Origin of the sequence: Arthrobacter crystallopoietes (genome assembly GCF_002849715.1) — a bacterium.
In the GTDB taxonomy this organism is placed as follows: Bacteria; Actinomycetota; Actinomycetes; order Actinomycetales; family Micrococcaceae; genus Crystallibacter; species Crystallibacter crystallopoietes.
This window is the reverse complement of the sequence record NZ_CP018863.1, coordinates 1,800,159-1,814,742: the sequence shown is the minus strand read 5'-3', so window position 1 is coordinate 1,814,742 and position 14,584 is coordinate 1,800,159. Positions and strand designations below refer to the sequence as shown.

At 64.7% G+C, this 14,584-nt stretch carries 14 protein-coding genes; 6 read left to right on the top strand and 8 right to left on the bottom strand.

Translation table 11 applies throughout. The annotated features are described in order from the left end of the window. Window positions 1-101 precede the first annotated feature (101 nt). Together aceA and aceB are read left to right on the top strand one after the other, a co-directional pair. The gene (gene aceA / locus AC20117_RS08645) at window positions 102-1,418 is read left to right on the top strand and encodes an isocitrate lyase (protein WP_074700077.1); all 1,317 of its coding nucleotides are present in this window, start codon (window positions 102-104) and stop codon (window positions 1,416-1,418) included. Window positions 1,419-1,516: 98 nt separating this feature from the next. Further along, entirely contained in the window at window positions 1,517-3,151 is a 1,635-nt protein-coding gene (gene aceB, locus AC20117_RS08640) for a malate synthase A (protein WP_170837945.1), read from the top strand. 209 nt (window positions 3,152-3,360) lie between these two features. On the opposite strand, the gene AC20117_RS08635 is transcribed toward aceB, so the two are convergent. From AC20117_RS08635 to AC20117_RS08625, 3 genes are all read right to left on the bottom strand, one after another. Further along, window positions 3,361-3,858, bottom strand: a complete 498-nt coding sequence (locus AC20117_RS08635) for an SRPBCC family protein (protein ID WP_074700079.1) — start codon at window positions 3,856-3,858, stop codon at window positions 3,361-3,363. A gap of 13 nt (window positions 3,859-3,871) precedes the next feature. Continuing rightward, window positions 3,872-4,204, bottom strand: a complete 333-nt coding sequence (locus AC20117_RS08630) for an ArsR/SmtB family transcription factor (protein ID WP_074700080.1) — start codon at window positions 4,202-4,204, stop codon at window positions 3,872-3,874. 78 nt (window positions 4,205-4,282) lie between these two features. Then, window positions 4,283-4,933 carry a CG0192-related protein gene (locus AC20117_RS08625; protein ID WP_074700081.1) on the bottom strand — a complete coding sequence of 217 codons (651 nt, stop codon included), beginning with the start codon at window positions 4,931-4,933 and terminating at the stop codon, window positions 4,283-4,285. Between the two features lie 147 nt (window positions 4,934-5,080). Here AC20117_RS08625 and AC20117_RS08620 point away from each other — a divergent pair, with 147 nt between their 5' ends. From AC20117_RS08620 to AC20117_RS08610, 3 genes are all read left to right on the top strand, one after another. After that, window positions 5,081-6,556, top strand: a complete 1,476-nt coding sequence (locus AC20117_RS08620; RefSeq protein WP_236777480.1) for an amino acid permease — start codon at window positions 5,081-5,083, stop codon at window positions 6,554-6,556. 16 nt (window positions 6,557-6,572) lie between these two features. Further along, window positions 6,573-7,274: a DsbA family oxidoreductase gene (locus tag AC20117_RS08615; RefSeq protein ID WP_074703117.1), complete on the top strand. Its 702-nt coding sequence runs from the start codon at window positions 6,573-6,575 to the stop codon at window positions 7,272-7,274. A gap of 81 nt (window positions 7,275-7,355) precedes the next feature. Further along, a complete protein-coding gene (locus AC20117_RS08610) occupies window positions 7,356-8,567 on the top strand; it encodes an MFS transporter (protein WP_074700082.1) in 1,212 nt (403 codons plus the stop codon). A 3-nt stretch (window positions 8,568-8,570) separates the two neighbouring features. Here the strand turns inward: AC20117_RS08610 and AC20117_RS08605 are convergent, their stop codons facing one another. The 5 genes from AC20117_RS08605 to AC20117_RS08580 all read right to left on the bottom strand — a co-directional run bounded on the left by AC20117_RS08605 (window position 8,571) and on the right by AC20117_RS08580 (window position 13,441). Beyond that, the gene (locus AC20117_RS08605; RefSeq protein WP_083339659.1) at window positions 8,571-9,245 is read right to left on the bottom strand and encodes a LytR C-terminal domain-containing protein; all 675 of its coding nucleotides are present in this window, start codon (window positions 9,243-9,245) and stop codon (window positions 8,571-8,573) included. Continuing rightward, window positions 9,238-9,537, bottom strand: a complete 300-nt coding sequence (locus tag AC20117_RS08600; RefSeq protein ID WP_074700083.1) for a type II toxin-antitoxin system VapB family antitoxin — start codon at window positions 9,535-9,537, stop codon at window positions 9,238-9,240. Before AC20117_RS08600 ends, AC20117_RS08605 begins: the two co-directional genes overlap by 8 nt. 73 nt (window positions 9,538-9,610) lie before the next feature. Further along, window positions 9,611-11,305 (bottom strand): multicopper oxidase domain-containing protein, encoded by a 1,695-nt coding sequence (locus AC20117_RS23825; protein ID WP_236777479.1) that lies wholly within the window; start codon window positions 11,303-11,305, stop codon window positions 9,611-9,613. Continuing rightward, window positions 11,302-12,885 carry a cupredoxin domain-containing protein gene (locus tag AC20117_RS08585; protein ID WP_074700084.1) on the bottom strand — a complete coding sequence of 528 codons (1,584 nt, stop codon included), beginning with the start codon at window positions 12,883-12,885 and terminating at the stop codon, window positions 11,302-11,304. Before AC20117_RS08585 ends, AC20117_RS23825 begins: the two co-directional genes overlap by 4 nt. Continuing rightward, complete coding sequence (locus tag AC20117_RS08580; protein ID WP_236777478.1) at window positions 12,878-13,441, bottom strand: hypothetical protein; 564 nt, start codon at window positions 13,439-13,441, stop codon at window positions 12,878-12,880. Before AC20117_RS08580 ends, AC20117_RS08585 begins: the two co-directional genes overlap by 8 nt. 227 nt (window positions 13,442-13,668) lie before the next feature. On the opposite strand from AC20117_RS08580, the gene AC20117_RS08575 reads away from it, so the two are divergent. Beyond that, window positions 13,669-14,580, top strand: coding sequence for an HAD family hydrolase (locus AC20117_RS08575; RefSeq protein ID WP_074700086.1), 912 nt, complete (start codon window positions 13,669-13,671; stop codon window positions 14,578-14,580). The last annotated feature ends 4 nt before the right edge of the window (window positions 14,581-14,584 follow it).

Below are 14,584 nucleotides of genomic sequence, written 5' to 3'. Positions count from 1 at the left end.
CTTGCAAGGTACGGAATAGTCGTTTTCACGAAGAAGTTCGGCATCCAAGCCGCAACTGAAGTCACCCGGCAGGGACGTCGGGGAAACCAAGGAGAAGCGCAATGACAGCATCATTTGAGCCGGCACCCCAGACCGCTGAAGAAGCAGCCAAGGCACTGGAGCTCGAGTGGGCCGCCAATCCCCGCTGGGAGGGCATCACTCGTGACTATTCCGCAGCGGATGTCGTCCGCCTCCGTGGCCGTGTGCAGGAAGAGCACACGCTGGCCAAGCGCGGTTCCGAGAAGCTGTGGAACCAGCTGACCGAGGAAGCCAAGACCGGCCAGTACACGAACGCTCTGGGCGCCCTGACCGGCAATCAGGCTGTGCAGCAGGTCAAGGCCGGGCTGCGCGCCATCTACCTTTCCGGCTGGCAGGTCGCCGCCGACGCCAACCTTTCCGGCCACACCTACCCGGACCAGTCGCTGTACCCGGCGAACTCGGTGCCGCAGGTGGTCCGCCGGATCAACAACGCGCTGCTGCGTGCCGACCAGATCGAGTACTCCGAGGGCATCCAGAGTGTTGAGGACTGGCTGGTCCCGATCGTGGCCGACGCGGAAGCCGGTTTCGGTGGCCCGCTGAACGCCTACGAGCTGATGAAGTCCATGATTTCCTCCGGCGCCTCCGGTGTTCACTGGGAAGACCAGCTCGCCTCCGAGAAGAAGTGCGGGCATCTGGGCGGCAAGGTCCTCATCCCCACCGCGCAGCACATCCGCACGCTGAACGCGGCCCGCCTGGCCGCCGACGTCGCCGGCACCCCGAGCGTCATCATCGCCCGGACCGACGCCGAAGCCGCCACGCTGATTACCTCGGACGTGGACGAGCGGGACCGCGAGTTCATCACCGGCGAGCGCACCCCGGAGGGCTTCTACAAGGTCCGCAACGGCATTGAGCCCTGCATTGCCCGGGCCAAGGCCTACGCCCCGTACTCCGACCTCATCTGGATGGAGACCGGAACGCCGGACCTGGAGCTGGCCCGCAAGTTCGCCGAGTCCGTCAAGGCGGAGTTCCCGGACCAGATGCTTTCCTACAACTGCTCCCCGTCCTTCAACTGGAAGAAGCACCTGGACGACGCCACCATCGCGAAGTTCCAGCGCGAACTCGGCGCCATGGGCTTCACCTTCCAGTTCATCACGCTTGCCGGCTTCCACGCCCTGAACTACTCGATGTTCGATCTGGCCCACGGTTACGCCCGTGACGGCATGAGCGCCTACGTCGAGCTGCAGGAAAAGGAATTCGGCGCAGAAGACCGCGGCTACACCGCAACCAAGCACCAGCGCGAAGTAGGCACCGGCTACTTCGACCAGATCGCAACTGCCCTCAACCCCAATGGCAGCACCCTGGCTTTGGTGGGTTCCACCGAAGAAGGCCAGTTCCACTAAACAGTTTTCCCATCGACAAAGCAGCTGATGCCCCTTTCGAGGGACGAATAGGGGCATCAGCTGCCCACTCGATGGACCTTTCCTTAGGAGTAAGTGCCATGAACGATCCGATCACCCTGAACGGCATCACGCTGACCGCTACGCCCGTGCGGCGCCAGGAGGAAATCCTGACCCCGCAGGCACTGGACTTCGTCGCCCGCCTGCACAAGGCCACCGCCGGCCGCCGCGAGGAACTGCTGCAGCTGCGCAAGGACCGCCGCCGCTGCATCGCCAAGGGCCACGACCCGAAGTTCCTGCCCGGAACCCGCAGCATCCGCGAGGACGAGACCTGGCAGGTTGCCCCGCCCGCACCGGGGCTCGAGGACCGCCGGGTGGAAATCACCGGGCCGGTGGAGAAGAAGATGACCATCAACGCGCTCAACTCCGGCGCGAAGGTCTGGCTCGCGGACATGGAAGACTCCTCTACCCCGTCCTGGTCCAACGTCATCAACGGACAGCTGAACCTGACCGACGTGCTGGATAAGAAGATCGACTTCACCTCGCCCGAGGGCAAGGAGTACAAGGTCCATGGCACGCAGCTGACTGACCTGCCCACCATTGTGGTGCGGCCGCGCGGCTGGCACCTGCCGGAGAAGCACATGCTGGTCGGCGGCGAGCCGGTGGCCGGCGGGATCGTGGACTTCGGCCTCTACTTCTTCCACAACGCCCAGCGGCTGATCGCCCAGGGCCGCGGACCCTACTTCTACCTGCCGAAGATCGAGAACCACCTCGAGGCACGGCTGTGGAACGACATCTTCATCCTGGCCCAGGACATGCTGAACATCCCGCAGGGCACCATCCGGGCCACCGTGCTGATCGAGACCATCACCGCCGCGTTCGAGATGGAGGAGATCCTCTACGAACTGCGCGAGCACGCGTCGGGCCTGAACGCCGGCCGCTGGGACTACATCTTCTCGGTGATCAAGAACTTCCGCACCCGCGGCGCCCGCTACGTGATGCCGGACCGCACCCAGGTGACCATGACCGCCCCGTTCATGCGCTCCTACACCGAGCAGCTGGTGCGCGCCTGCCACCGCCGCGGGGCCATGGCCATCGGCGGCATGGCCGCCTTCATCCCGAACCGCCGCGATCCGGAGGCCAACTCCATCGCGATGGAGAAGGTCCGTGCGGACAAGACCCGCGAGGCCAACGACGGATTCGACGGCTCCTGGGTAGCGCACCCGGACCTGGTGCCGGTGGCCCGCGACGTGTTCGACTCCGTGCTCGGCGGACGGCCCAACCAGATCGAGCGCCAGCGCGAGGACGTCACGCCCGATGACCGCGGCCTGCTGAACATCGCCGGTACGGAGGGAAAGATCACCGAGCGCGGCATCCGCACCAACATCGAGGTAGGCATCCGCTACATCGAGTCCTGGCTGCGGGGCAACGGCGCTGTCGCCATCCATAACCTGATGGAAGACGCCGCTACCGCGGAGATCTCCCGCTCGCAGATCTGGCAGTGGATCCGCCAGTCCGCGATCACCGACGAGGGCGAGATCGTCAGCCTGGACTGGGTGCAGCGGCTGCTGGACGAAGAGTTCGCCAAGCTGCCGCGCTTCGAGGACGACCTCTTCGACGACGCACGTGAGATCTTCGAGGAAGTGGCCCTGGGCGAAGAGTTCCCGGCCTTCCTCACCGTCCCGGCCTACGAGCGCTACCTGCACGAAAAGCGCGAAGAGCTCGTCGCCGCCTAACCGTCCGGCGGCCGGGGAGGATCATCGGCCAGCAACTGCCCTCCCCGCCGCCGGCCTGAACTTTCCGCAGAGCCGTCCGGCCCCTCATTCGCCACAGTTTGCCCGAAAGCCGGGCGGGCCGGATGGCTGTGCGGAAGCAGCAACTAAATGAATAGGAGCGATGCCCCGGGCCAATGTGGTCCGGGGCATCGTTTTCTGCACTCTTGAGGTCAGGCAGGGGCGGGCGCGGCGATGACGGCGTCGATCTGGCCCATGGCCTCCTTCATTCCCTCTTCCATGCCCATGGCCAGCATCTTCTGCAGCTGCTCGGCAGACTCGAAGCCAGACACCGTGGTCATTCGGGTCTTGCCGTCGATATTCTCCAGCGTCACGGCTGCGTGGGTAATGCCCATGTCCTCGACAGGGGCCCAGTTCTCGTCGGCGAACCCGTCGTCGAACTCCAGCCGGTTCGGCGCTTCGATGGCGGTGAATTTCCACCACCCGCGGGCCTTCTCTCCCTCCGGTCCGGTCATGTAGTAGTTTGCCTTGCCGCCGGGCTCGAACTCGTGCTTTTCGAAAGTGGCGGGCCAGGTGGGCGGGCCCCACCAGCGCTCGAGCTGGCGCGGATCCTCCCAGATCTGCCAGACGCGCTCAACACTTGCGTCGAATTCAGCGACGATGGTGAAGCGCAGCGCTTCGACGTCCTTTTCCGAACTGATAACCGGCATGATGATGCCCTTTCTATCCTTCAGCGAGAATGTCGTCGATCCGGGCAACACGCTGTTGCCAGATCTCCTCATAGTCATCGAGCAGCCGCCGCGCCCTTCTCAACCCTTCGAGATGAATCCGCACCATCTGCTCTCTTCCGCGCTTCTCCTTGGTGACAAGGGAAGCCCGTTCCAGCACCGCCACATGTTTCTGGACGGCGGCAAAACTCATGGCGTATTCGGCAGCCAAACCTGAGACGGAATACTCGCCGGTGAGGACCCGGGCGACAATATCGCGGCGGGTGGCGTCGGCGAGCGCCTGGAACAGGCGGTCCAACTCGGCATCGGAAACTTGATCTACAACCATTTGGTTGTAGATTAGTCCTCCATGACGGCGGGGTCAATAGGTAGTGTCCGCCGAAAATTGGGGAGTGAAATTCGGGAGTTACGGAATGGAGGCCAGAACCACCGGAGCATTACCGCCCCAGGTACCGGTGAGCGTGTTGCCATGCGTACCGGGTTCATTCGCAACCGGGATGCGGTACAGGGAAAGGGCCAGCAACCCGGCGGTGATGGTGGTGACCGCACCTACGGTGGCGGGCACCGCCGTCGTAATTTGCGGGACTTCGGTGCCAGGGGTGCCGCTGCCGCGGACGCTGACCGAACGCTTTAGGGGTTCGAGCGTGCCGTCTTTGTCGAGGAACTGCTCGGCCTCGGTGCCGCCCTGCAGGATTGCCGTGGCCAGTGCTGCCGCGAAGACCGGGTCGCCGCAGGCGTCGTAGACCCAGCGCTTGCCGAGCACGGAGTGCTCCATGGTGCCGGCGAGCCACGGTTCGGCGCCGTCCAGCGGCGCGCCGCGGTAGCTCAGCGGAACCTGCAGGACAGTGCCGTCCTCAAGGCGCAACAGGTGGACTTCCATGCCGACGTCGCCGGTGGGGTCGTCGAAGCGGAATGCACCGATGGGCTCCAGCGCTGGCTGCTCTCCTGGCTCCGAACGCTGCTCCCCTATCTGCGGGAACCACGGCTGGTCCGGCAGCCACGATGCCAGGAGATCGATTTTGGAGGGATTCAGGACTGCGTCGTAAATTATGGCCATTCCAGAAGCGTACGAGACTTCGCTTGCGCTGTGGGGTTGGCCACTGGAACCGCCGTGTGTGAGATTGGCCCATCGGCGCGGGCGTAAGATTAACCGGCCGCTTTTTCTTTCCGGCCCTCCCCCTTCGTGAAACTAGGTACGTTTCCCATGGCACAATTTGCCCAGGCACTCGCGCGCGGTCTGACTGTCCGCCACATCCGGTTCATGGCCCTCGGCTCGGCCATTGGCACCGGGCTGTTCTACGGCTCGGCGGCCGCCATCCAGGCTGCCGGTCCGGCCGTCCTGCTGGCCTACGCGATCGGCGGCGCCGCAGTCTTCCTGGTGATGCGGGCGTTGGGCGAGATGGCCGTGCGGCATCCGGTGTCCGGCTCCTTCGGGCAGTACGCGAGCCGTTACCTCGGTCCGTTCGCCGGATTCATCACCGGCTGGACCTTCGCCTTCGAGATGGCGATTGTGGCCATTGCCGATGTGACGGCGTTCGGCATCTACATGGGCTTCTGGTTCCCGGACGTGCCGCGCTGGATCTGGATCCTCGCCGTGGTCTGTCTCATCGCGGCGCTGAACCTGATGCGGGTCAAGGTGTTCGGCGAGACCGAGTTCTGGCTCTCGATCATCAAGGTGGCCGCCATTATTGCGATGATCGCCGGCGGGGCCGCGATTGTGGTGTTCGGCTTCGGTCTGCCGGACGCGGCCAACCCGGGACTGGGAACGATGCTCGCTTCGGGCGGTTTCTTCGCCAACGGGTTCTGGGGCCTGCTGGCCTCCTTCTCGATTGTGATGTTTGCGTTCGGCGGCATCGAAACCATCGGCATCACGGCGGGCGAGGCGGAAAACCCGAAAAAGGCGATTCCGGCGGCGATCAACACCGTGCCGGTGCGAATCCTGCTCTTCTACGTCTGCACGCTCGGAGTGCTGATGATGATCTTCCCGTGGAACCAGATCGACGGCGAGACCAGCCCGTTTGTGCAGATCTTCGACACGCTGGGCATTCCGGCCGCGGCGCACATCCTCAATGCCGTAGTGATCACGGCCGCGATTTCGGCCATTAACTCGGATACCTTTGGGGCTGGCCGGATGATGTATGGATTGGCACAGCAGGGCCACGCGCCGGCGTCCTTCGCGCGGATCTCCCGTCACGGCGTCCCGTGGATGACGGTGGCGACGATGACAGCGGTGTTGCTGGTCGGCGTCGTCCTCAATGTGCTGCTGCCCGAATCCCTGTTCCTGATCATCGCCTCGATCGCTACGTTCGCCACCGTGTGGGTGTGGCTGATGATCCTGCTCTCGCACATCGCGATGAAGCGCGAGATTGCGCGGAAGAAGCTGCCTGCCTCCGAGTTCGGCGTGCCGTTCTGGCCGGTGGCCTCCTACGCCGCGCTGGCGTTCATGGTGTTCGTGGTGGTGCTGCTGGGCATCATGCCGGACACGCGCGTGGCGCTGATTGTCGGGGTGGCGTGGATCGCGGTGCTGTTCGTCGCGTACCACTTCGGGATCAAGGGCAAGGGCCATGTGCGGGCCGAGCTGGTGGACGAGACCGGACGGGATGGCGAAACCGCGCAGCGCGGCCGGACGGACCGGGATACCGGCACCGGCGCCGTCCGGCCGGAATACATCGACGGCTAGGAATGTTGACGTGTCCATGAAGATTGAAATCTGGTCCGACATTGCCTGCCCCTGGTGCTTCATCGGAAAGCGCCGTTTCGAGAAAGCCCTCGAGAAGTTCGAGCACAAGGACCAGATTGACGTCCAGTGGCGCAGCTACCAGCTGGATCCCAGCCTGCCGGCGCACTACGACGGCACGGAGACCGAGTACCTGAGCCAGATGAAGGGCATGCCGCAGGACCAGGTCCGCCAGATGTTCGCGCATGTCACGGAGCAGGCCGAGGGTGAAGGCCTGGCCTACGATTTCGACAAGATCGTGGTGGCCAACAGCTTCACCGCGCACCGTTTCCTGCACCTGGCCAAGGCCCACGACCTGGACGCGCAGGCCAAGGAAGCGCTGCTGTCCGGCCACTTCGAACACGGCGAAGACATCGGCGACGTGGAGTATCTGGTGCGCACCGGCGTCGTACTTGGTCTGGACGAGGCGGAAATCCGCGAGGCGCTTGAGGGCGACCGCTACACCGAGGACGTGCAGGCGGACATCGCCGAGGCCCGTGCGCTCGGCGTGACCGGCGTGCCGTTCTTCGTGCTGGACCGCAAGTACGGCATCTCGGGCGCCCAGCCCACCGAAAGCTTCAGCCAGGCGCTGGCGCAGGCCTGGGCGGAACGCAATCCGCTGACTATGCTTTCCGGAAACAACGACGACGGCGCCACCTGCGGTCCGGACGGCTGCAACTAACTGCACCCCTAGACCGGGGATAATTGCTGATGGGCCGGGAGCTTCCCCGGCCCATCAGTGTGTGGGCGAAGGGATCAGTGCATGAGCGGGAGCGGCCGGCAGTCCGGAAAGCTCTGGACCAAGGACTTCGTTCTCGCGATCGCCGTCAACCTGTTCATCTCGATGGTCTTCTACCTGCTGATGACCTCGATGGCGCTCTACGCGGTGGAGCGGTTCCGGGCCTCGGACACGCTGGCCGGCCTGGCCTCCAGCTCCTTCATTATCGGCTCGGTGTTCGCCCGGATTTTCGCTGGCTGGCTGCTCGATGTGGTGGGCCGGCGCCGGTTGCTGCTGGCGGCCCTGCTGGTCTTCGTGGCCGCCTCCCTGCTTTATATTCCGGCAGGTTCGCTGCCCCTGCTGCTGGCGCTGCGCATCATCCACGGCATGGCCTTCGGCGCGGGCAGCACCGCCGTCGCCGCATCGGTGCAGACGCTGATTCCGCCGGAGCGGCGGAGCGAAGGGACGGGCTACTTCGGCTTGTCCACCACGTTGTCCATCGCGTTGGGGCCGTTCCTGGCTGTGCTGCTTTCGGCCGGAGGAAATTACGCGGGCCTGTTCTTTTTCTGCGCGGCGTGCTCGGTGGCCGCGTTCCTGATCGCCCTCGCCATCCGCCTGCCGGAGCTGCCCAAGCGCGCCGGGTCCGGGCGGAAACGGGGAACCGGCCGGCGACGAATCTCGCTGGCGGCGGTGCTCGAGCCGGGCGCGCTGCCCGTCTCGACGGTCATTCTGGTCTGCGGCGTGGCCTACTCCGGCTTCCTGGCCTTCCTCACTTCATATGCCCTGGAGCAGGGAATCGCCTCCGCTGCGAGCATGTTCTTCCTGGTCTACGCGGTGGCCGTGCTGGTCTCCCGCCTGTTCGTGGGCCGGATCCACGACCGCCGGGGCGACAACGCAATCATCTACCCCGCTCTGGCCGTCTTCGCGGCGGGCCTCGGCTTGCTCGCCCTGGAGCCGGCCGTGTGGTCCGTCGCCGCGGCCGGCGTGCTCAGCGGCTTAGGTTTCGGTAGCCTCACGCCCAGCATCCAGGCCATCGCGGTCACCGAGGCACCCGAAATGCGCCTCGGCACGGCAACGTCCACGTTCTACCTGATGCTCGACCTGGGAGTCGGCGTGGGTCCAGTGGTCCTCGGCGCCCTCCTGCCGCTGACAGGCTACCCGGGAATGTTCGGTGCGCTGTGCGTCCTGGTGCTTGCCACCGTCGTACTTTATTACATTGTCCACGGCCGCAAACATCGTCCGCCGCGCGCTGCCTAGAACCTACTTTGCGGCTTCAGTGGGTTCGGGCGAGAGCCGCGGGCAGCTCAGCGTTCCCGCAGTTTGGTCGACGCTGTCCGTCGGAACGAGCTGCTTGAACTGGGACCCGAGTACGACATCCACACTGGCATCTTCGCGTTGATCCGCCACGTATTCCGTTTCCGGAATGTTCCGCTGCAGGTTGAAGGCGTTGGCCTCCCCGGCAGGCCCGGAAATGATGACGGCGGTGAGGCCTGTGCGGCTCATGCGCTTCGAAGCGACTTCGCCGATCTCGTAACCGCGCTTGGCAAGCAGGCCGGAAGTCTGGCCTGCCAGGCCTTCCTCCTGCGTGCCGTTATATACGTTCACGGTAATGGAATCGTTCGGCGGGTATTCGTGCACGGCTGCTGGGCACGTCGCCTCGGGTGTCGGAGTGTGGGACCAGCCCGGAATCTTCAGGTCGCCGCGCACCACCGCCAGGGCAGTCAGAACGGAGGCAATGATGAGAGCCACCAGCAGCGTCAGGACAAAACCATGCAGGATCTTCCGGTGGCTGTAGATTTCCGGCTTCTCTACGTCGCCGTCGTCGGGAAAGACTTCGTCCAGGTCGTCCTCCGTGATGATATTGCGGCCCTGCAGACGCAGCGTTTCCGTTGGCTTCCGCTTCGGCTTCTGCGGCAGGTTCGAGGGCTTAGTCATCGATCACGAGCACCCGTGCATGCAGGACTGCCCGCTGGTGCAGGGCGGTCCGGACGGCCCGGTGGAGGCCGTCTTCGAGGTACAACTTGCCCTGCCACTGGACCACATGCGGGAACAGGTCGCCGAAGAACGTGGAATCTTCGGCCAGCAGCGCCTCCAGATCGAGCGTGCTCTTGGTGGTGATGAGTTCGTCGAGCCGGACCTGGCGCGGCGGTACGCTGGCCCAGTCCTTGGGGCTCTCGTAACCATGGTCAGGATATGGGCGGCTGTCGCCTACGGCTTTGAAGATCACCAATCCAGCGTAGAGAAGACACGCGCCGAACGAAACATTTCATCCGGCGCGTGCCCTTCTTGTACCCAAAAGGTTACGAGGCCTTCAGCGGGATAATGCGCTGGCCGATCACCTCGTCGGTGATCCAGTCCTTGAAGTCCAGCACCACCTGGTAGTCCCCCGCTGCCGGAGGGAAGAGCAGCAGATCATACCGCTCAGCGGACCCGGATGCCAGTGCGCTGGTCATCATGGGGTAGCCGGCGTCGCGACAGGGCAGTGAGACCCCGTCCTTCTCGTGGGTGTCGCGGTACGGCCTGCCATCGTGGGCAATGACCTCGGCCATGGCTACCGGATTGCCGTACTTGTCCTGGAACCGCAGCATGGTGGGCAGGTAGTTGGCGTTCAGCAACCGCAGCAGGGTGGGCTTGCGGTAGTCACCCTCTTTGTACACGTTGGCGCGCAGCGACTTCATCGACCAAACCTGTTCCTTGCCGCTGGGACGGCGCGCGAGCTCCCCTCCCAACGCGTAGAAATGTTTCGGCTGGAAGTGGTTCAGGCCCGCGTCTTCGCCCGACAGGCCGGCAGCATGGTTCATGCCGTGCCAGCGCGTATCCAGGCTGTACGGGATCAGGAGCGCTTCGGTGTCGATGTCGTACTCCGGTCCGTCCACGAACGCCCGACGGGCTCCCGGGGTGACGGGGAAATCCTCATGCACGATCGGGTCGATGATGAGGGGCCCGAACATGCCCATCTGTACGTGGAGCGTGGTGTTCACGTGGCAGTGGTAGAAGTACGTTCCGGCCGTCCCGTAGTCGGCGACGCCAGGCCTGCCCTTCTCCGGCTGCCACTGGTAGGTGTATTCCCCAGCGATCTCGAAGGAGGTGTGCCCCACGCCGTCGTTCCGGGGGTCCGGTTCCATACCGTGCCAGTGGATGGTGTGGTTGCCTTTGCTCGGGCTGAAACTGGCGTGGAAAATCTGGCCTTCCTTCGGCCTGATCAGTGGGCCAGGGAAGCACTTGCGCTGATCGTCGGTTTCGAAGCTCCACATCTCCACTTCGGCGCCGTCGTCGAACCTCAGGTCGGTGCCGTAGAAGTCGAGTTCGTAGCTGATGTTCGGGGTCATCTTGAATTCGGTGACCGGCATATCCTGCTCGTTCTGGTTCGAGCTGAAGTCCACCTGGCTGTCGAAGATGTGCCGGGCTTCCTCCTCCACAACGGGAGGCTCCGGGACCGGCTCGGGTTCGGGGTCCGGATCGGTGGACCCGCTGTTGTCATCCGGTTCGGTCGGATCAGTGTTGCCGTCCGGTTCGGTAGGATCAGTGCTGTCTTCCGGCTCGGTCCCGGTGTTGTCCTCCGGGTCCGAGGGATCGGTGTTTTCGTCGGGCTCCGTGGGCTTGTTAGGGTCCGTTGGAGGCGGCGTGGTCGAAGTCGGCGGCGGCTTGGGCTTGCTGGCCTCTTCCTCCTCGCGGCGGCGCTTTTCCTCGGCCGCCTGCTTCCGGCGCGCGTCTTCCTCGCGCCGGCGCTTGGCCTCCTCGGCGCGCTTCTTTGCTTCCGCCTCGCGCCGCTTTTTCGCCTCATCGGCCTTGCGCTTGGCTTCGGCGGCACGCTTCTTTGCTTCGGCTTCGCGCTTTTTCCGCGCTTCCGCGGCCCGCTTCTTCGCCTCGGCCTCGCGCTTGCGCCGGGCCTCCTGTTCCCGCTTCTTCTTCGCTGCGGCTTCCTTGCGCTTCTTCTCGGCGGCCTTCCGCTCCTGGAAGCTCAGCCTTCTGCCCGGGAGCAATGTTTCCATCATGATTTCGCTCCTTCGAGAGGCGCTTTAATGATCCAGTGTGAGGTCAGACCGCCCGGGTACATGCCGCCAGCGGCGGTCTGGGAAGATTCGGAGTGGCAGTGCATGGGGTACGCCCAATCGGTTTTCCGATTGGCCCAGACCTGGTCAACCGCGTCCGGCGGCCGCTTGATCGGGATGATGGCATCCTTGGATTCCATCCCTCTGACCTTGATGACGTCTTCCCACTGCTGGATGCAGACGTAGCCGTTCTCATCCACATGCCCTTCGTCGCGGCTCCAGTCCTCGTTATCGCAGCGCACGGTCCACAGGTGGTTGCCGTGGAAGTGCATCTGGTGGTAGACAATCCCGCAGTTGACGATGCGGACCAGCTGCCCGCCGCGCAGCGAGCCGATGGCCGAGCCCTCGGCGAACTCCCGGGCGTCGAACTGCCGCGGGTACCCCGAGATCGTGGTCTCCTCATCGGAGGCGCGGTTCAACGCGTCGTTGCGGGTCATGCCCATGGACTCGTAGCCGCTGCGGCCATTGAGCGTGAAGTAACGCGGCACAGCCTTCTGCTTGGCCGGGTCCACGGTGCCGCCCTTGGCCTCGATGTTGGCCCACACCGGATCCACGGCATGGCAGAGCCAGACCCACTGGCGTTCAAATTCGGCCGCGTCCGTCGAGATGCACCAAGCGTCCGACGGGTCCATGACCACCAGTGCCCCGTACAGGCCCAGGGTCCGTTCCACCGGCTGGTTGCCCGGATCGCTGTAAATGTAGACTCCGGGTTCCGGCGCCTTCAGTTCCAGCGTGCCGACCTTGCCGGGAGCGATTTTGCCAGTGCTGACGTCTTCGCCGTCGTCGCCGGCCTTGTGGATGGCAAACTCGTGGTCCTTGGCCAGCCGGTTGTGCACGCGCAGCGTGATCGTGCTGCCGGTTTCGGCCACAATCACCCGCTCCGGCATGAAGCTGCCCCAGTGGGCTCTGCGGACGAAGTACTGGCCGGGATTTTCAGGGTCCGGCCCCAGCGGCGTCGGTGTACCGCGGGGCGGTTCCGGCGCGCCTACTGGGTAGATCCGGCTGTCCACCCAGGTGTCGTCCTTCAGGAAGACCTTGGGCTTTAGGGTGAGGCTGGGGTTGGCGTCGTTCTTCTCGGTGGGGCGGTCGCCGAACCCGCGGAAGTAGACCAGCGAGTCATCCACCATCTTGAGGTAGCCCTCGTTAATGTAGACATCCAGCACTTCCCGGTCCGATTCCAGCAGCTCTGCGTCCGGAGCTTCCGCTTCGTCGGTCGCCTTGTCGGTGGGCTCCTCGTCCAGAGCTTCGTCGGTTGCCTCGTCAGCCGGCTCCAGCTCCTCAGCCTCTTCGGTAGCCACACCGGTAGCAACACCCGTCGCTAGATCGGTGGCCTCCGGGGCCTCCGCCTCCTCCGTCGGCGTCGCGGTTCGCGCGTGGGCCGGCTGCGCACCGGCCAGTGCCAGCGCGCCGAGCCCCGCGGCAGCCCCGTATTTCACGAAGCTCCAGCGGCTCACCGGTGCGTCCTCGCCAGGGAGGGCCCCGCCGTCGTCGTTGTGCTGAACGTTGTTTTCGAACTCACCCATGATTGTTCTCCAGCCATCCGGGCCGGCGGAGGACCGTGGGCAGTTCCAGGGCCAGCGGCGCGCCGTCCGACCACGGATCCGTGAATTCGGCGGACAGCTGCTCATTGTCGGAGGGCACCAGGAAGCTGATCCAGAAGTTGTTGGTAGCGCCTGGTTCCAAAGCGCCCTTGCCGGCGCCGGATGACCTGTTGGTGACAGTGGGCCCATCGGATCCCACCTTCAGCCTCAGCTGGCCGGGCGAGAAGAGGACGGGTCGGTCCAGTCCGTTGTGGACTTCGAGCTGCAGCACCACATGGTCGCCCCAGGTGAAGTTGGCCGGCTGGGTGCCGGACACAGCTGCGCCGCCATGGTCGTGGCCGGATGATGCTGCACCGGTAGCGGCCGCGGTAGAACCCCCCGCGCCCGGGGCCTGCGGCATCCGCGACTGTCTTTCCGCGGCTACGATGCGGACGCTCCCGAAGGTTGTCCAGACACCGGATCCGCGGGAGATCCCTCCGGTATCCGCGGCGTTCTTCGAGGCTGAGAGAAGGCTGCCTCCGCCAATAATGCCGGCCACGCCGGCGCCTACTAGGACTCCAAATACTCTGCGCGTCAAGCCCGTTGGAACCTCGGTTCCTTCGGACTCAGGCGCGACAGTATGTTCCCCAACTACTGTCATCATTTCCGTATCCCCAACTACGTCTGGATGGTGTGGTCCCTTCAGCTTGCAACCAAAACCTTGGAGAAAACGTAGGGTCACCCGGCTGCCTTCGACGCAGCGCGGCGGATTGGGATAATGAGGACATGACTCTCACCGCCGGCACACCGCACCGCCCTGCCCAGCCACCCATCGGTCTCCTGCTTGATGTGGACGGTCCGATTGCCAGCCCGGTCAGCCGCACCGTGCCGGCGAGCATTCTCGAGGCACTCCTGACCATGGCTTCAAAAGGCTGGCCGGTGGTCTTCAATACCGGCCGCTCGGATGCCTTCATCCGCGAGCAGGTCATGGAGCCGATGCTGGCCGCCGGCATCCCCAGCGGCGTCCGCTTCCATGCGGTGTGCGAGAAGGGCGCGGTCTGGTTCAGCTTCGGCGCCGAGGGCCCGGGCACCATCCACGTTGACCGCTCGCTGTCCGTCCCGCAGGACTACGCCGCGGAGATCCGGCAGCTGGTGGCGACCCGCTACTCCAGCCACATGTTCTTCGACGAGACCAAGCACGCGATGGTCTCCGTGGAACAGGTTGTCGAGGCGGACAACCTCGAATACCGGCGGCTGCAGGAAGAGTTCGACGCCGAGGCGCTGGCTTTGATGGGCAAGTTCAACTTGGGTGCCAGCCGGCTGGACCACCATGAGCCGGACAGCGATGACCAGGTGGACTACCGGCTGGATCCGACCATCATCTCCACCGATATCGAATCGATCCGGCTGGGCAAGGACCTCGGCGCCCAGCGGGCCCTGGAATTGCTCGCGGCAGAGGGGGTCATTCCGCACGCCTGGCGGACCATGGGCGATTCCCGCACCGACTACGCGATGGCGGACACCCTGCACTACAACGGGCATGCGGTGGTCCACGTGGACGTGCGTCCCGCGGACGGCATCCCGGAGAAGCCGTACCCGGTGCTGACCGCCGCGCACCTGGGCTTCCCGGACTCCATCCACGAGTACTCGGGTGGCGCTTTCCTGCGTACCTGGGCGGCCATCGCCAAGACGCTCTAAAGCA